At 72.5% G+C, this 16,896-nt stretch carries 16 protein-coding genes and 2 pseudogenes; 2 read left to right on the plus strand and 16 right to left on the minus strand.

Annotation, left to right across the window (positions count from 1 at the left end):
- Positions 1–621: pseudogene (locus tag ABZ863_RS33630) on the minus strand (hypothetical protein); the annotation flags it as partial.
- 166 nt (positions 622–787) lie between these two features.
- Here ABZ863_RS33630 and ABZ863_RS33635 point away from each other — a divergent pair.
- Positions 788–1,042: pseudogene (locus ABZ863_RS33635) on the plus strand (VWA domain-containing protein); the annotation flags it as partial.
- Between the two features lie 221 nt (positions 1,043–1,263).
- On the opposite strand, the gene ABZ863_RS33640 reads toward ABZ863_RS33635, so the two are convergent.
- Positions 1,264–2,046 carry an aldo/keto reductase gene (locus ABZ863_RS33640; protein ID WP_358543661.1) on the minus strand — a complete coding sequence of 261 codons (783 nt, stop codon included), beginning with the start codon at positions 2,044–2,046 and terminating at the stop codon, positions 1,264–1,266.
- A 257-nt stretch (positions 2,047–2,303) separates the two neighbouring features.
- Between ABZ863_RS33640 and ABZ863_RS33645 the strand changes: the two genes are divergently transcribed.
- Entirely contained in the window at positions 2,304–3,524 is a 1,221-nt protein-coding gene (locus tag ABZ863_RS33645) for an IS110 family transposase (protein ID WP_128464783.1), read from the plus strand.
- A 44-nt stretch (positions 3,525–3,568) separates the two neighbouring features.
- Here the strand turns inward: ABZ863_RS33645 and ABZ863_RS33650 are convergent, their stop codons facing one another.
- The 14 genes from ABZ863_RS33650 to cpaB form a co-directional block, all read right to left on the minus strand.
- The gene (locus tag ABZ863_RS33650) at positions 3,569–4,777 is read right to left on the minus strand and encodes an MFS transporter (RefSeq protein ID WP_358543654.1); all 1,209 of its coding nucleotides are present in this window, start codon (positions 4,775–4,777) and stop codon (positions 3,569–3,571) included.
- A 454-nt stretch (positions 4,778–5,231) separates the two neighbouring features.
- Positions 5,232–5,594 carry a hypothetical protein gene (locus ABZ863_RS33655; protein ID WP_358543656.1) on the minus strand — a complete coding sequence of 121 codons (363 nt, stop codon included), beginning with the start codon at positions 5,592–5,594 and terminating at the stop codon, positions 5,232–5,234.
- A gap of 130 nt (positions 5,595–5,724) precedes the next feature.
- Positions 5,725–6,387 (minus strand): OmpA family protein, encoded by a 663-nt coding sequence (locus tag ABZ863_RS33660; RefSeq protein ID WP_128464313.1) that lies wholly within the window; start codon positions 6,385–6,387, stop codon positions 5,725–5,727.
- 6 nt (positions 6,388–6,393) lie between these two features.
- Complete coding sequence (locus ABZ863_RS33665; RefSeq protein WP_358280423.1) at positions 6,394–6,918, minus strand: hypothetical protein; 525 nt, start codon at positions 6,916–6,918, stop codon at positions 6,394–6,396.
- A gap of 80 nt (positions 6,919–6,998) precedes the next feature.
- On the minus strand, positions 6,999–7,592 hold the full coding sequence (locus tag ABZ863_RS33670; protein ID WP_358280427.1) for a pilus assembly protein TadG-related protein: 594 nt from the start codon (positions 7,590–7,592) through the stop codon (positions 6,999–7,001).
- The gene (locus ABZ863_RS33675) at positions 7,589–7,831 is read right to left on the minus strand and encodes a hypothetical protein (protein ID WP_358280421.1); all 243 of its coding nucleotides are present in this window, start codon (positions 7,829–7,831) and stop codon (positions 7,589–7,591) included. The genes ABZ863_RS33670 and ABZ863_RS33675 overlap by 4 nt, the downstream gene beginning before the upstream one ends.
- Before the next feature lie 180 nt (positions 7,832–8,011).
- A complete protein-coding gene (locus ABZ863_RS33680) occupies positions 8,012–8,857 on the minus strand; it encodes a response regulator transcription factor (RefSeq protein WP_023419252.1) in 846 nt (281 codons plus the stop codon).
- 84 nt (positions 8,858–8,941) lie between these two features.
- Entirely contained in the window at positions 8,942–10,693 is a 1,752-nt protein-coding gene (locus tag ABZ863_RS33685; protein ID WP_358543658.1) for a histidine kinase, read from the minus strand.
- On the minus strand, positions 10,690–11,619 hold the full coding sequence (locus ABZ863_RS33690; protein WP_023419250.1) for a DUF5936 domain-containing protein: 930 nt from the start codon (positions 11,617–11,619) through the stop codon (positions 10,690–10,692). The genes ABZ863_RS33685 and ABZ863_RS33690 overlap by 4 nt, the downstream gene beginning before the upstream one ends.
- Positions 11,620–11,621: 2 nt before the next feature.
- Positions 11,622–12,557 (minus strand): type II secretion system F family protein, encoded by a 936-nt coding sequence (locus ABZ863_RS33695; RefSeq protein ID WP_023419249.1) that lies wholly within the window; start codon positions 12,555–12,557, stop codon positions 11,622–11,624.
- On the minus strand, positions 12,554–13,903 hold the full coding sequence (locus ABZ863_RS33700; RefSeq protein ID WP_023419248.1) for a CpaF family protein: 1,350 nt from the start codon (positions 13,901–13,903) through the stop codon (positions 12,554–12,556). The genes ABZ863_RS33695 and ABZ863_RS33700 overlap by 4 nt, the downstream gene beginning before the upstream one ends.
- A gap of 70 nt (positions 13,904–13,973) precedes the next feature.
- The gene (locus tag ABZ863_RS33705; RefSeq protein ID WP_023419247.1) at positions 13,974–14,354 is read right to left on the minus strand and encodes a TadE family protein; all 381 of its coding nucleotides are present in this window, start codon (positions 14,352–14,354) and stop codon (positions 13,974–13,976) included.
- Positions 14,351–15,937 carry a P-loop NTPase gene (locus ABZ863_RS33710; RefSeq protein ID WP_023422722.1) on the minus strand — a complete coding sequence of 529 codons (1,587 nt, stop codon included), beginning with the start codon at positions 15,935–15,937 and terminating at the stop codon, positions 14,351–14,353. The genes ABZ863_RS33705 and ABZ863_RS33710 overlap by 4 nt, the downstream gene beginning before the upstream one ends.
- A 10-nt stretch (positions 15,938–15,947) precedes the next feature.
- Positions 15,948–16,655 carry a Flp pilus assembly protein CpaB gene (cpaB, locus tag ABZ863_RS33715; RefSeq protein WP_023419245.1) on the minus strand — a complete coding sequence of 236 codons (708 nt, stop codon included), beginning with the start codon at positions 16,653–16,655 and terminating at the stop codon, positions 15,948–15,950.
- Positions 16,656–16,896: the final 241 nt, after the last annotated feature.

Consider the following 16,896-nt stretch of genomic DNA (forward strand, 5'->3'; position numbering starts at 1 on the left):
CCTGCGGCGAAGGGCCGATCTCGATGCCCTCGGCGTCGACGTTGAGCTCCCGAGCGCCTGGGCGCGGGCCCGGCGGAGCCGGATCTCGGCGTCGGGGCCGTCCGGTCCGGCCCGCCGCAGGGCGAGGCCGAAGAGGAAGCCGACCCGGTGGGCGAGCGGCCGCAGGGCCGAGCCCTCGCCGGGCGCCTGGTCCGGGCCGCTCTCCCGGAGTTCCCGCAGCAGGGCCGCCACCTGGGCCGGCTCCCCGTCCTGGCCGCGTACCGGCGTCCCCGGCTCCACCCCGTCCAGCAGCAGCGCCCCGGCGCCGGGGTCGGCCGCGAGGAGCCCGGCCACCGAGGGCGTCCGCGCCCACCCCGCCAGCGCCTCCGCCTCCTCGGCGGCCACCTGGGGGTCGGGAGTCACCTTCAGCCAGACCGCGCGCTCGTCCGCGCGCCGTCTGCACCTGAACACCCGCGAGGTCCCACCGCCCCCGGCCGCCAGCGGCTCCACCCCCCACCGCTCGGCGAGCTCCGCCACCTGGTCCGGCAACGCCTCGCACCAGGCGTCGACGGCGGGGCCGAAGCGGGCGAGGAGACGGGCGCGGGCGGGTGGCGGGAGGGTGGTGAGGCGGGGGTCGGGCACGGGGGCTTCCTTACGGACGGGGACGGGGACGGGGACGGGGGCAGGGTGCGGGTCACCGCCGAGTAGCGTGCCAGCCGTGTCGAGTCCCGCGTCGGACCGGGGCGGTTCGGGTGGGTCCGCATCGGCCCGGCTCGGGGCTTTCGCGTAGGCCGCGGGTGGTCGTCACTTGCAGCACCTGGCCGAAGAGGCCCTGGCCCTCGCCGCGCACCCGGACGACGACGGGACCGTCCCGGTCGTCCTCTTCGACACCGGCGCCCACCCCGCCACCGAGGTGAGCCTCGACTCCTGCGAGGGCCGCGTCCAGGAACTCCACGAGCGGTACGGCCACAGGGGGACCACCGACTGCGCGGCGGCCGTGCTGGAGGTGATCGAGCACCACACCGCCACCGGCGCGGCCGCCCCGGCCTTCGTGATCTTCCCGACCGTCGGCGGCCCCGACGCGAAGCGCGAGGCCGAGCGGGTGCTGTGCCGGGCCGCGCGGTTCGCCTTCCTGCGGAAGCTGGACGAGCCGGCCGTACCGAGGAGGCGCCGGCCGAGTTCCCGGCCTGGCCGGAGGCGGCGCGGGCGCCGGGGCTGCACGGAGAGGCTCCCCGTACGGGGTCCTGGCCGTACGGGGAGCCTCGGTGACCGGGCGGCAGGTCGTCAGTTGAGGGTGTCCGGGTCAGGGCCCGTGCGCAGGCCCCCGTCGAGGGTGGCGAGGGCGGTCATGTCGTCGGCGGTGAGGGTGAAGCCGAGGACGTCGAGGTTCTCGCGGATGCGGGAGGGGGTGACGGACTTGGGGATGACCACGTTACCGAGCTGGAGGTGCCAGCGCAGGACGATCTGGGCCGGGGTGCGGCCGTGGCGGGTGGCGAGGGTGGTGATCGTGTCGTGGTTCAGCAGGGCGCCCTGCGCGAGGGGGCTCCACGCCTCGGTGGTGATGCCGTGCCCGGCGTGCAGGGCGCGCAGTTCGCTCTGCTGGAGGCCGGGGTGCAGCTCGACCTGGTTGACCGCGGGGACGATGCCGGAGGCGTCGATGAGGCGGGTGAGGTGGGCCGGCTGGAAGTTGGAGACGCCGATGGCGCGGGTGCGGCCGTCGGCCAGCAGCTTCTCCAGGGCGCGCCAGGTGTCGAGGTAGCGGTCGCGGGCCGGGGTCGGCCAGTGGATGAGGTAGAGGTCGACGTGGTCGAGGCCGAGCTTGGCCAGCGAGGCGTCGAAGGCGGTGAGGGTCGCGTCGTACCCCTGGTCGTCGTTCCACAGCTTGGTGGTGACGAAGAGTTCGTCGCGCGGGACGCCGGAGTCGGCGAGGGCGCGGCCGACGCCCGCCTCGTTGCCGTAGACGGCGGCGGTGTCGATGGAGCGGTAGCCGGATTCCAGGGCGGTGGCGACGGCCGCGGTGGTCTCCTCGTCGGGCACCTGGAAGACGCCGAAGCCGAGCTGCGGCATGGTGACGCCGTTGTTGAGGGTGACGGTGGGGACGGGGGTGGTGCTCACGTGCTGTCCTACCTTTCAAGTGTGGTTGCTCTGGTCATTCGTAAGATCGGAGGGCCCAGGGGCTCTGGGCATGGCTGTCACGGTGGAGACCGCTCGATGGCTTAAGGAACTTGGCCACCCGGAGCCCCGCGACGACTCGACCGCCAATTGGGAGATGCGACTTTCGATCGCTGCGTAGGACAACGTCGGCGAGGTCGTCTGCGGGATCGATGAACGACGAGCTGGCGGAGGGGAACGTGCCCGAGATCTGGGCCGGAGTGGACATCGGCAAGACCCACCACCACGCGGTGGTGATCAACGCGGACGGCAAGCGTCTGCTGTCCCGCCGAATCGCGAACGACGAGAGTGAACTGCTCACTCTGATCGGCGATGTCCTGGAGATATCCGCCGACGCACTGTGGGCTGTGGACCTTAACCACGGTGGTGCCGCGCTGCTGATCGGCCTGCTGGTCAACCACGGCCAGCCGGTCGCCTACATCACAGGCCTGGCGGTCCACCGGGCTGCGGCGACCTATAAGGGCGGCGAGGGCAAGACCGACGCGAAGGACGCCTTCGTCATCGCCGATCAGGCGCGCGTCCGTCGCGATCTGGGCCTGCTGCGGCCGGGCGATGAGATCGCCGTTGACCTGCGCACCCTGACCACCCGGCGCTTGGACACGGTCTTCGACCGCACGCGGCAGATTAACCGCCTCCGGGCCCAACTCCTTCAGATCTTCCCTGCGTTGGAGCGGGCCCTTGATCTGACGAATCGGGGACCGGTGACGCTGCTGACCGGCTACCAGACCCCGGCGGCGATCCGTCGGGCAGGCACGAGCCGGATCGAGACGTGGCTGAAGAATCGCAAGGTCAGGGGCGCCGCCGCACTGGCGAAGACGGTGGTGGAGGCCGCCCAGGCCCAGCAGACCGCGCTGCCCGGCGAGAAGCTCGCGGCCACCATGGTGGTCCGCCTCGCGAAGGGGGTGATGGCCCTCGATGAGGAGATCGCCGAGCTCGACGCCCTGATCGAGGCCAAGTTTCGCGAGCATCCGCTCGCCGAGGTGATCCGCAGCCTGCCCGGCATGGGCGCCAAGCTCGGCGCCGAGTTCCTCGCCGCGACCGGTGGTGACATGGACGCCTTCGGCAGTCCCGACCGCCTGGCCGGCTTCGCTGGCCTGGCCCCCAGGCCCCGCGACTCCGGCCGTGTCAGCGGCAACCTGCGCCGCCCCCGGCGTTACCACCGCGGTCTGCTCAGGACCATGTACCTGTCGGCCATGGTGAGCCTTCAGTGCTGCCCTGCGTCGAAGGCGTTCTACGACCGGAAACGGAGCGAGGGCAAGGGCCACAAGCAGGCCCTGCTGGCTCTCGCACGCCGACGCCTCAACGTCCTGTGGGCCATGATCCGTGACGGAGAGTGCTTTCATGCTTCACCTCCCGTCACGGCAGCGGCTTGACAACACGATTGGGAAGTTCCTTGTCCTTCGGGTACATCGGACGGTCAGAGGTGTACGGGTTCGGGGGCGGCCGGCCGGGGCTCCTGGGCCGCCCGGGCTCCACGGGCCTCGTCGCGGCGCTGGAGCACGGCCGAGAGGAAGGCCAGCAGCAGGGCGGAGCCGGCAAGCAGGGCCCCGACCCAGTTGGGGGCGGTGTAGCCGAGGCCGGCCGCGATGACGAGGCCGCCGAGCCAGGCGGCGAGGGCGTTGCCGAGGTTGAAGGCGCCGATGTTGACGGCCGAGGCCAGCGTGGGGGCGCCGTGCGCGTGGTCGAGTACTCGCTTCTGGAGCGGCGGCACGGTGGCGAAGCCGAGGGCGCCGATCAGGGCGAGGGTGAGCGCGGCGGCGACCTTGTGGTGCGCGGTCACGGTGAACAGGGCGAGGACCAGGGTCAGCCCGCCGAGCGAGACGTAGAGCATCGGCATCAGCGCGCGGTCGGCGAACCGGCCGCCGACCAGGTTGCCCGCGACCATGCCGAGCCCGAAGAGGACGAGCAGCCAGGTCACCGACGAGTCGGCGAAGCCCGCGACCTCGGTCATCATCGGCGCGACGTAGGTGACGGCGGCGAAGACCCCGCCGAAGCCGAGCACGGTCATCGCCATGGCCAGCAGCACCTGCGCGTTCCTGAACGCCGCCAGTTCGTGCCGCAGCCGTACGCCCCCGGGCTTCGGCATGTTCGGGACGAGCCGGGCCACGCCGAGCAGGCCGAGGACGCCGAGACCGGCGACGACGACGAAGGTGGTCCGCCAGCCGGCGTTCTGCCCGATGAAGGTGCCGAGCGGTACGCCGACCACATTGGCGACGGTCAGCCCGGTGAACATCAGTGCGATGGCCCCGGCCCGCTTCTGCGGTGCGACCAGGCCGGCGGCGACGACGGAGCCGATGCCGAAGAAGGCGCCGTGGGCGAGGGAGGCGACGATGCGGCCGGTGAGCATCACACCGAAGACGGGGGCCGCGGCACAGAGCAGGTTGCCCGCGATGAACAGCCCCATGAGCAGCATCAGCATGCGCTTGCGGGACACCTTGGTCCCGAGCACGGTCATGACCGGCGCGCCCGCGACGACACCGAGCGCGTACCCGGTCACCAGCAGCCCGGCGGTCGGCACGGTGACGCCGAAGTCGGCGGCCACCTCGGGGAGCAGGCCCATGATCACGAACTCGGTGGTACCGATCCCGAAGGCACCGATGGCCAGGGCCAGGAGGGCTAGAGGCATGGAGGTGCCTTTCCTGGGAGGGGGTGGGAGAGCGCCGCTCGACATCTGACCCCGACAGGGCGGGTAATCGCTCGCAGCGCCTTACGAGCGTCCACACTAATTGCGCACGCGGGATGATTGCAAACGCGGGTTACCAGCTACAGCCGGGACCCCTCTCCTCTCGGGCTCCTCACCCCCTCGGCGGCGGTGACCGTCTCGATGAGGCCGTACCGGGAAGAGCCTCGCCTCGTACGTGGCGAGGGCAGCCTCCACGTCACCCGGGCGAGTCGCGAGGGCTTCACCCGGTTCGGGGGCGTCGGGCATGGCGGGGTTGGCGCCTTCGCCGGAGGGGGCATCAGGTGGGCGGCGTCGCCGAGCAGGGTGACGCCCGGGACGCGCTCCCAGCGGTGCTCGTCCGGCAGGACGTGCAGGACGCGGGCCACCGGAGCGGTCCAGCCGTGGGTGAGGAACGCCTTCAGCTCCGGCGTCCACCCCGCGGACTCCCGGCGACCCGCTCCAGGGCCGCAGACCCGTCTGCGGAGTCGAGGGCGTCGACCCACGCACGGTCCCGGGTGAGCTGGACGTGGGTGTGCAGCACGCCCTCCGGCTCACGGTGGGCGAAGATCCCCTTGCCGGGCACCGGCGCCGGCATGGAGCCACCGCCGACCGCCTCGGCACTGGCCGGATGACACCGGTCGGCATCGAACCGGTACGTCTCGACGAACACCATGCCGACGCACCACGGCAGGAGCCGGCGGAGGGTGCCGCCGGGTATCCCGGGGCGACGGCCGAGACCGTCGTCGGGCTGGTCGTAGAGGAGACGGCCGCGCCCGTTCACCCGCGAGGGCGCCGGCCAGCTCCGCGTCCACGACGACGAGGCGGAATTCCCGGCCGGGGGGGCCGCGACCTGATCCTTGGAGGGATCGCAGGGCTGCGGTAGGACGTGTTGTAGCCCCGCCGGCCCTCGGTCAACTGACGGCGGGGTCGCCCGACTCCCGCGTCTGCGGGGCGGCGGCGCCGCGCGGGAACGAGACCTCGACCCGGCGGTTCTTCATCCGGCCGGCCTCCGTGGAGTTGTCGGCGATCGGGTAGTCCTCGCTGTAGCCGCGCACCTCGTAGGTGACGTTCGGCCCGAGGGTCTTCACCAGTTCCTCGTGCACGGCGTCGGCCCGGTTCTTCGACAGCTTCTTCCCGTGCTCGTAGGAGCCGAGGTCGTCGGTGAACCCGAACACCCGGACCTTGTTGGCCTGCTGGGCCTGCGCCTCCTCGGCGATGGCCTGGATCCGGCCCCGCGCCTCCGGGTTCAGCTTGGCGCTGTCCTTCCCGAACAACACCTCGGCCTGGAGCGCGAACTTCACATCCGTATTGGTGTCCTCCCGGCGCTCCTCACCCCCCAGATCCTCCACGACCGACTTGATGTCCAACACCTTCGGCGGCGCCAACTCCGCCCCGTCGGCCAGCTTCAGCCCCGCACTGTCCTCGGAAATCTCCGGAGGCGGGGAACTGGTCGTACTGCCGGGGGGCACTACGGGGTCGTCGTCGTCGGCTTGGGCCACGTGCAGGGGCAGAGCGAGCGAGAGAACCAGCGAACAGGCGAGGGTGGCCAGGGCGGCGTGGCGTGCTGGTTTCATCGGGGGTCACCCCTCGGAGATTTGGATGGTGGCGGGGGGCATGGTGCCGACCTGGAAGTCGACCTTTTGAGTATCTGCGGGAGGAGCAGGGAACTGAGCGAACCAATCTGCGCTTTTTCCGCTGTCGATGCCACCGGAAAACTTCGTGCACAGACACCGGCCGCTCGTATCACGAAGAACTAGGTACTTCTTCTTACCCACCTTGTCGATCAGGCTCGCACCGGCAATTGAACCGCCATTCCCCTGCAGCTCGCTTTCATCCCCGCGCCACTCTCCACCGGTCCAAAGATTCCCCGAGCTATTGGTGACCTTTCCGGACACCGTAAGGAATCCACCACTGTCCCGCACTGCCGAGGTGACGGTCATCACTACACCGTCGCCCTCAGATTCTGCCAGCACAACATCCCCTGAAGGCGTCGGCCCCTCAGGCGCTTTCCCTTTATCGCCCTGCGGACCTTTCGATGCGACCGATCCCGAGCCCGAAGAATCGTCGCCACTACCGCCGCACCCCCCTAGGGCGAGAATCGCCATTGTCAGCATCCCAGCACTCCGTACAGCGGGCCACCTGGAAAGGCGCTTCTTCCCCATGAGAGGATTTCTCCTTCTGTAGATCACTTCACAAGGTGTACTGAGTACATGTCGGCGAGGTCGGGCAGGTCGTCAAATGAAATGTCGTCCGTGTCAAATTCGTACTCGCTCCCATTCGAGCAACGAAAGGACACATTCGCATCGTCCGTCAGCCCCTCACAGAGCGGCTCGACCACCGAAACCGCCGCAGCCTTGGCATACATGCCTTCAGTTCCGGGGATGATAGAATCTCCCACTGAATCATTCATCTCCACGGAAACCCGATAACCCGGCCACCCGTTCGTGTCCTCGACACCGAAGCCGGAGACCGTTGCAGAATTGGCGGCGGCCAATCTCTCGGCCTCCGATCTCGCGGTGCCGCCTCGCGCCCCTTGCCCCTCAAGCCAGTCGAGCCACTCCCCACCATCCTCGACCGCTTGAACGAGGCCCTCGGCAAGCTCTTCGCGCGCATCGTTGGCCGCCGCAAGCGCCGCCGCGTCCGCCGCCGTTTGAGCACCGTTACGAGCCACCGCAGCCTGGGCGAAGGCAAAGAAAACGAAGGCCACGAAAAGAACAACCCCCGTTACCCAGATGAACAGGGGGAGCGCTTGTCCGGCGTCACCGACGACTGGTCTCAGCCTCCGCTGATCACGTTGCTGACGGCCGTACCGATGGCGGAGGAGATCTTGCTGTCGAGAGCCAGGCCGTCGATCAACGTGAAGATCCCCGCGATCAGGATCATCAACCCCGCATACTCCACGAACCCCGCCCCCCGGTCGCGCCGGGCGGCGTTGGTCGTGCGGGCGAGCAGGTGCGTGGTCCAGGTCTGGGCCGCCCGGTGCAGGGCCAGTGCCGCCCTCAAGGTGGTGTCGCTCATGGTGGGGGCCTCCTTGGTCAAGGGTGATTCGGGGACGGTATGAGGTGGCGCGGGGGACGGAGGAGGGTCCGGGGGCCCATCGGGGGGCCCAAGTGCGCTGGTGGGGTGGGGTGTCCGGGGACGGAGGTGCGGGCGGGGACGGGCGGGTGGGAGGAGTCTGGGGTGGAGGGGTCCAGGCGGTCATCGGGGGGCCGTCCGGCCGGTGGAGGCGATGCCCAGCCACGTCGCTATCGCCGCGCTGCGGTTCGGGGCGTGGAGTTTGGCGAAGATGCGGTTGATGTGGTTCTTAACCGTTTTCTCGCTGATGAAGCAGGTGGCGGCTATCTGCTGGTTGCTCATCCCCGAGGCGATCAGCTCCATGACCTCGACCTCCCGTGAACTCAGCCCGTGCGCAGCCCTGTCCGACTCTCCCACAGGGGATTGCAGTCGCGAAGGGGTTTTGCCGGAGGTTGGCGGATTCGAGACGGGTGGCCGGTGGGAGGCGGCCGGGGCGACAAGGTGGGCGAGGAGGGCGTTCCTGGCGGACGGGGTGAGGTGGGCGTGGCCCTCGTGGGCGTCGCGTACGGCGCGGGCCAGTTGGTCGGCGGTGAACTCGCCGTGGACGAGGTAGCCGACGGCGCCCAGGCCCAGCGCCCGCTGGACGGTCTCGCGTTCGCGGCTGTAGGTGAGCATCAGGACGGGGGCGAGGCGGACCAGGTGGGGCAGGGCGGCGAGGCCGTCGACGCCGGGCATGCGGACGTCGAGGAGGACTACGTCGGGACGGTGGTGGCGGGTGGCGGCGAGGGCGCGGTGGCCGTCGCCGGCCTCGGCGACGACCCGGATGCCCGGGCGCGCGGAGAGCAGGGCGCTGAGTCCGGCGCGGACCACCTGGTTGTCGTCGGCGACGACGACGCGCAGGGTGCGGCCGGGGGCCGGGGCGTGGTGCGGGCGGAGAGGGGCCGTGCGCGCGTCCGGGCGGGTGCGGGTGGTGCGCGGTTCGGGCGCGGCGGTTCGGCCGTGTGGCTCGGAAGGGGATGCGTCCGGCATCGTGGCCTCCTCTCGGGGCGGGGTCGGTGGTACGCCGTCCTGGTGCGGGCGGCCCGGGTCGCGGGGCCCGCGTTAAGAGTGTCCTCAGTCCGGGGGCCTCGCGGGTGGGTTTTGGCCGGATAGGTGTTCCCCCGGGGCGGAACCACACGTTCCTGGTGGCGGGGCGGTCTCCAGGACGGCGAGGGGGAGCTCGATCCGTACCTCCGTGCCGGGGCCCGTGGCCGTCTGCCCGGCGGGGCCCACCCGCAGGGCGCCGCCGATCGCGGTGGCGCGTTCCGCCATCCCGACGAGGCCGAAGTGGCCGGTGTCGGAGGCGGATTGGAGGGTGAGGCCGGTGGGGAGGCCGGGGCCGTGGTCGGTGACGGTGAGGCGGAGGGCGGTGCCGGTGGTGGTGAGGGCGGTCCGGGGCGGGGAGGTGGCGTGGCGGTGGGCGTTCTCGACGGCCTCGGCGGCGATGGCCAGCAGGTGCTGTGCGACGGCGTGGGGTACGGGCGGCAGGGGCCCGGCCGCGTCGAGGGGCGTGCCGGACGGCAGTCCCGTACGGAGGGTCTCGGCGAGGTCGACCGGTCCGGTGGGGTCGGCCGCGTCGTGGCGGAGTCCGGACAGCAGGTCGCGGGAGTCGGCGGCGGCGCGGCGGGCGGCGTCGGCGACCTGGACGGCGCGGTCGCGGAGGGTGTCGGGCGGCAGGTGGCCGGTGCCCTCGGCCAGGGAGTCGGCGGTGAGGGCGAGGCCGTGCAAGGTCTTGGCGAGGGAGTCGTGGAGGTCGCGGGCGAGACGGGCGCGTTCGGCCTCGACGGCGCCGGCGACTGCCAGGCGGGCGTTGGCCTCGGCGAGGGCGGTGGTGGCGGCGCCGAACCGGAACATGAGGTTGCGCAGGGTCACTCCGGTGATCCCGGCGGCGACGCAGAACCCGGCGACGAGGAGGGTGCTGGCGCCGCTGGTGAGGGCGTCGGCCCAGGCGCGGTGGGCGACGAGGAGGACGACGAGCTGGCAGCCGGTGAGGACGCCGGCGCCGCGCCAGCCGTAGAGCAGGCCCGCGAGGAGCGGCGTGCAGGCGGCGGCATAGCCGAGGGGGGAGGCGGGCGAGGCGGTGAGGAGGAGGACGGCGCCGATGAGCAGGTCGAGGCCGAGCAGGGCGGGGTGACGCAGGACGAGGGGGCCGAACCGTTCCCAGTCGCGGAGCATCGCGTACGAGGCCATGAAGCCCGTGACGGCGGCGGTGAGGACGAGGTAGCGGGCGGCGCCGTCGGCGGCGTTCTGGAGGGCGAAGGGGGCGCCGAGGGCGATCAGGGCGAGGCGGACGCCGAACACCTGGCGGCAGAGGGCCTGGAGTGCGTTGAGCTGGACGCGGGGACTGGGGGCGGGGACGTCGTCGGCGAGGGCGGAGGCCGTGGGGCCGGGGTGGGTGGTGTGGCCGGCGTAGAGGGTCGGCGGGGTGGGCGGGAGGTGGCGGGCCGTGCGGCCGGGTGGGGTGAGGCGGCTGGGCGGGGTGGCGCGGCCGGTTTCCGTCCGGGTGCCCTCGCTGGTTCTGGCCAGGCGGGGGCGCGGGCGAGGGCTCCTTGGTGCTCCGCCGGGGGCGGTGCCGGGGGGCTCGTGGCGGCTCGATGTCGGCCCGTGGCCGTTCCTGGTCCGCTCACGGCCGCTGTCGGCCGGGCCGTCGCCGGTACCCGTCGCCCCGTGGCCGTTCACGGCCCGCTCGCGACCGCTGCCGACCGGCCCGTGGCCGCTCCCCGCGGGTCCGGCACCGCCGCCGGCCGGTTTGTGGCCGCCGCCGGCCGGCTCGTCGCCCCCCGCGCCCGTCCCGTAGCCGCTCCCGGGCGTCCCCTCGCCGGTCATCCGCCGAGGATCGAGCCCAGGTCGGAGCCTGAGCCGAGGAACATGCCGGCGGCGATGAGGATCATCGTGGCGGGGAGGAGGAAGACGAGGGTCACCATGGTGGCCTTGGGGATGGTCTTGGCGGCGCGGCGGCGGGAGTTCTGGGCGTCGGTGCGGCGCATGTCGGTGGCTATCTGGATGAGGGTGTCGGCGATGGGTGAGCCGAGTTCCTCGCCCTGCTGGAGGGCGGAGACGAACTGGGCGACCTGTTCGGAGGAGTTGCGGCGGCGGAGCTCGTCGAAGGCCTGGCGGCGGGAGACGCCCATGTCCATCTGGCGCAGGGTGATGCGGAGTTCGTCGGCCCAGGGACCCTCGTACCGTTCGGCGACGCGGTCCAGGGCCTGGCGGAAGCCGAGGCCGGAGCTGACGACGACGGCGAGGACGTCGAGGAAGTCGGGGAGGGTGCGGTCGATGACCTCGCGCCGGTCGCGGACCGCCTGCCAGATCAGGGCGTCGGCGGCGGTGAGGCCGAAGGCGAAGGTCAGCAGGGCGAAGAGGGTGGAGTCGTTGGTGAGGAAGACCAGGCCGAGGACGAGGCCGAAGACGCCGTAGACGAAGCGGCGGGCGGCGTACCGGTCGAGGGTGAGGCCGCCGGGGTTGCCGGCCATGTCGATGCGGCGGCGTTTGGCGTCGACGCGGCGCGGGCCCATCAGCCTGAGGACGAGCGGGGCGAAGCGGATGCCGAGCCGGTCGACGGCGGACTCGGCGGTGGAGACGCGGGCGGCGCCCGACTCCAGGGCGACGGCGAGGTCGTCGGGGAGTTTCGCCTCACCGCGCAGCAGGCGCAGGGCGGCGAGGGCGGCGGCCACCGCGGCGGCGGCGAGCAGGGCCAGGCCGAGCGCCAGCAGGGGCGACTGGAGCGTGAGGCCGGCGGCGAGGGTGGGCACGGTCAGACCTCGATCTTTCCGAGGCGGCGGATGACGAGGAAGCCGACCGCGTACAGGCCGAGCGCGATCAGGATGAGGATCTGGCCGAGGGCGGAGCCGGTGACGCGGGCGAGGGCGCCCTCGTTCTGCGAGTTGATGAGCAGCAGCGAGCCGAGGCCCAGGGCGGGCACGGTCAGCGCGGTGGCGTGCACCTCGGAGAGCATGGTGCGGACCTCGCGGCGGGTCTCCTTGCGCTCCTCCAGGGTGGCGGTGAGGTTGCGCAGCGAGGAGACGACGGTGCCGCCTGCCTGGTTGGAGAGGACCAGGGTGGTGACGAGGACGACCAGTTCGCGGGAGGGGAGCCGTTCGGCGAGTTCGCCGAGGGCGGCGTCGACCGACCTTCCCAGCGCCAACTGATCGGCTACGCGCGAGAGTTCCTCGCCCGCAGGTGCCTCCAGCTCCTCGGCGGCCATGGCGAGGGCGGTGCGCAGGGCGAGGCCGGCGGCGGTGGCGTTGGCGAGGAGCCGGGCCACGTCGGGGAGCTGGTTGATGAACGCCTCGATGCGCTTCTGGCGCTGCCAGTTGAGGAAGACGACGGCGCCCCAGGCGGCGGCCAGGGCGGCGATCGGCCCGAAGAAGGGGGCGAGGGCGGCGGAGGCGATGAGCCACAGGGCGGCGGTGGTGGCGAGGGCGTAGACGGTGAACTCGCCGACGGTGACGTCGAGTCCGGTGGCGGAGAGGCGCAGCGAGAGGTCCCGGCCGAGCCTCGTGCGGCGGACCCGGCGGTCGATGCCGGTGAAGCGGCGGCCGCGTCCGGCGGGGGGCGCGGCGGTGGCCGAGAGCCGGTCGACCAGGGCCTGGCGCTGGGCGCGCCCGGAGGCGTACACGTGGATGCCGGCGACGGCGAGCAGCAGGCCGAGCAGGGCGGCGCCGAGGGCGAGGCGGGTGGGGTCGGTCATGCCAGCGCCTCTCGGACGTGGGCGGGGTCAGCGGTGTCGGTGACGCCGAAGGCGGGGGGTACGCCCTCTCCGGCGAGGTGGAGGCGGTCGGCGACGGGGCGGGGCAGCGGGAGGTGTTCGAACCGGCCCGGGGCGGCGCGGTCGGGGCCCGGGGGGCCGGGGTGGTGGCGGGAGACGGTGGCGATCCGGAAGGGCTCGCGGCCGTGCGAGACGAGGACGGCGATCTCGGCGAGGCGGCGGGAGCCGTCGGCGGCGCGGCTGAGCTGGACGACGACGTCGACGGCGGAGTTGATCTGGTCGCGGAGCGCCTCGAAGGGGATCTGCACCTCGGCCATGGAGCCGAGCGTCTGGAGCCGCATGAGGGCGTCCTCGGCGCTGTTGGCGTGGACGGTGGCGAGCGAGCCGTCGTGGCCGGTGGACATGGCCTGCAGCATGTCGAGGGTCTCGCCGCCGCGGACCTCGCCGACGATGATGCGGTCGGGGCGCATGCGCAGCGAGTTGCGGACCAGGTCGCGGATGGTGATGTGGCCCTTGCCCTCGACGTTGGCGGGGCGGGACTCCAGGCGTACCACGTGGGCCTGCTGGAGCTGGAGTTCGGCGGAGTCCTCGATGGTGATGATGCGCTCGTGGCCGGGGATGAGGCCGGAGAGGGCGTTGAGCAGGGTGGTCTTTCCGCTGCCGGTGCCACCCGAGACGATGACGTTGAGGCGGGCCCGGACGAAGGCGGCGAGCAGCATCAGCAGGTGTTCGTCGAGGGAGCCGAGCTGGATCAGTTCGGGGAGGGTGTAGGCGCGCGGGAAGCGGCGGATGGTGAGGGTGGCGCCGGTCAGGGAGAGCGGCGGGATGATGACGTTGACGCGTTCGCCGGAGGGGAGCCGGGCGTCGACCATGGGGTGGGACTCGTCGACGCGGCGGTTGACGGTGGAGACGATGCGTTCGATGGTCTGCATCAGCTGCTCGTGCGAGGCGAACCGCATCGGCAACTGCTCGACGCGGCCCGCCCGCTCTACGAAGATCGCGTCGGGCCCGTTGACCATGATCTCCGTGATGGAGGGGTCTTCGAGGAGCGGTTCGAGGACGCCGAGGCCGAGTGCCTCGTCGACGACGCGGCGGATGAGCTGGGTGCGTTCGACGCCGGAGAGGACCGGCCCCTCGCGGCTGATGATGTGGCCGAGGACGCGCTCCAGCCGGGCCCGCCGGTCGGCGGTGGCCAGCGAGGACATCTCGGCGAGGTCGATCTCCTCCAGCAGCTTGGCCCGGAACAGCGCGACAAGGTGCCCGTCCTCCCGCCCGGGCCGGGCGCTCCCCTGCTCCTCGGGGCCGGTGATGCGTGACCTGAGGCTCATACGGTGTCGCCTCCTCGGGCGGGGGCCGGGCGGCCTGGGGCGGCCGGGATACGGGCGGGGGCGGGCGGGGTCATCGGTCGTCGTCGGGCATGGTGGCCGAGCGGGTCACGGTCCAGCCGTCGCCGACGAACGGCAGCAGGGTCGGCACCTTGACGGCGGCGGTGGCCTTGGTGGTCCCGTCCCCGCCGCCCCAGCTGAAGCTGACGTCCATCCCGGCCCCGACGGCCGCCTGCCCCGCCGCCGCCCCGGCCCCGGTGTCCTCCTGCGAGGCGACCCGGGCGGCGGCACGGGCGGCGGACCCGGCCTGGCTGGCGGCGTAGCCGACCAGGCCGAGCTGGATGGCGGCGAGGCCGATCAGGAGGAGGACGGGGAGGAAGCCGGCGAATTCGAGGATGGCGGCGCCTCGGTCGTCGGTCCTCCTCGCCGGCCGCTCCCGGTTCCGCCCCCTCACCGCTCCCCCTCGAAGGCCGCCCCCGCCCGCCCCGTCACCTTCCACCCGGGGTTGACCCCCGGGAAGAACAGCGGCACGTCCGTCTTGACCGTGGCCTGCCAGACGGAGCCTGCGTCGGTGCAGGTGATGGTGGCGGCGGACCAGGCGGAGGGGAGGTGGCGGGTGGCGGCGGTGCGGCAGGCGGCAGGGCCCGAGTCGCCGGCGGCGTGGGCGGCGGTGGCGGCGCGGGCGCCTTCGTCGGCGGCGTTCCCGGCGAGGGTGTAGGAGTAGCCGTAGAGGGCGCACTGCCAGAGCAGGGCGAGGACGACGAGGACGAGGGGGAAGATCCCGGCGAACTCGAGGGTGACGGCGCCCCGGTCGCCGTGGGCGCCGCGGCGCTTGCGGCCGGTGGGGCGGCCGGGTTCCCGGGGACCGAGGCCCAGTTCACCGGCGAGGCCCCAGAGGGCCTGCTTGACCGTCGACTTGGCGTCGAGGTCCTGGACGCGTCCGGCGTCGAGGGCCGACTGGAGTTCGCGGTAGTGGGCCGGGACGGTGGTGCGGGCGACGCGGGTGCCGGTGATACGGGCGACGAGGGCGGGGGTGATCTCGGTGCCCTTGCCGTACCGGTTGACGACGGTGGTGGTCTCCTCGGCCTTGCGGATCTGGAGGCGTTCCCAGAGGCGGATCTGGCGTTTGGCGGCGCGGACGGCGACCACGTCGGGGGTGAGGACGAGGAGGGCCTCGTCGGCGAGTTCGACGGCGGCGGCGTTGGCGGCGGCCATCTGGGTGCCGCAGTCGACGATCACCACGTCGTAGCGGCCGCGCAGGACGGTGACGACCTGGCGGGCGGTGCGGTCGGTGACGTCCTCGCCGCGTTCGCCCTCGGCGGGGGCGGGGATGACGGCGAGCCCGCTCTCGTGGGTGAAGACCACGTCGGCGAGGACGCGCGGGGTGACGTCGCGGATGGCGGCGAGGTCGGCGACGGAGCGGCGGAACTGCACGTCGAGGTAGGAGGCGGTGTCGCCGGACTGGAGGTCGAGGTCGAGGAGGGCGGTGGAGCGGCCCGACGCCTGGGCTGCCAGGGCCAGTTGGACGGCGGTGAGGGTGGTGCCGACGCCGCCCTTGGCGCCGGAGACGGTGACGACGCGGCCACCGCCGCCAGCGGCGAGGAGCTCGCGGCCATTGCCGGTGGCGAGGTGGCGGCGCATGTCGAGGGACCAGACGGCGGCGGCCTGGACGCGTTCGGCCAGGGCCTCGTAGCTCATCGGGAGGGCCACGATGCCGCGGGCCCCGGCGTCCATGGCCGCGGTGATGACGGCGGTGCCGGTGTCGGTGGTGAGCAGGACGACGCCGACCGAGGGGAAGCGCCGGGTGACCTCGCGGACCAGGTCCAGCGCGGGGGCCGGGCCCATCCGCTCGTGGACGAGGACGACCTCGGGCAGCTCGTCGAGGGACTCGGCGGCGAGCGCGGCGAGGGTGTCGAGCAGCGCCGTCGAGTCGGGCAGGGCCTGCGCCGGCTCGGCGTCGGGCAACTGGGCGAGGAGGGTGGCGAGGACGCGGGCGGCGTCCTGGTCACCGGCGGCGGGGAGAATGCGCAGTGTCATCGGCCGCCTCTCACTTGTCCTCGTCGAGGGTGTACGTACGGTCGCCGCGGCGCAGGCCCTCGTCGCTGCCGGGCCCGACCAGGGCGAGGCGGACGTGGGCGGCGAACGACTCGGCGTAGGCGACGCGCTGGGCGTCGGCGGCGGAGAGGGCGAAGGTGATGGGGACGGCGTCGACGGGCTGGCGGCGCCGGTCGTCCTGGTCGGGTTCGAGGGCGGTGAGTTTGCCGACGTCGATGACGCGGGCGTTCTCCACGATGATCCGCGACTGGTCCTTCTCGCCGTCGTTCTCGGCCTTGAAGGTGGCGTAGATGTTGACGTCCGCGCCCGGGGTGATCTTGCCGGCGACGCCGGTGGCCGCGTCGATCATGATGGCGATCTCCTGCTCGCCGGGGCGGACCTCGGGGCGGGCGACGATCATGTCGGTCTGGAGCAGGGAGCCCTGGCGCAGGGTGGTCACGGCGATCTTGCCGCGTATCTGGCGCAGGTCGGTGACGGCGTTCTCGGAGCGCCACCGCTCGGGCATCGAGACCTTCTCGAACTGGTCGGCGGTCAGCTCCTTGTAGGGGGCGACGTCGGTCTTCAGCCGGTAGGCGGGGACCTCCGGGCCGACCTTGGCGTTGACGTCCCGGACGACCGAGAGCACTCCGGCGAAGGCTCCGACGGCGCAGAGCACCGACAGGAGCAGCAGCAGAACACCTCGACGCTGGCGTGCGTTCATGGGCGGGGATTCCTTGATCGGGACGGCGGCGGGGGCTGGTGGGGGTCCTCGTACGGGCGGTGCGGGCCCCAGTCGGCGGGGGCCTCGCGCTGGGCGGGGCGCAGGGCGTGGACGCCGGTGGCGGGGCCGCCGGTGGGTCCGGCCGGCGACGCCGACGACCGGGTGGCCGAGGCCGTGCGCATGGCTGCCGACAAGGGCATCTCGATCCTGGAGGTGCCACGCGACGAGCTCGACCGTAAGA

Origin of the sequence: Saccharomonospora sp. NPDC046836, from assembly GCF_040645195.1 — a bacterium.
Lineage (GTDB): Bacteria > Actinomycetota > Actinomycetes > Mycobacteriales > Pseudonocardiaceae > Prauserella_A.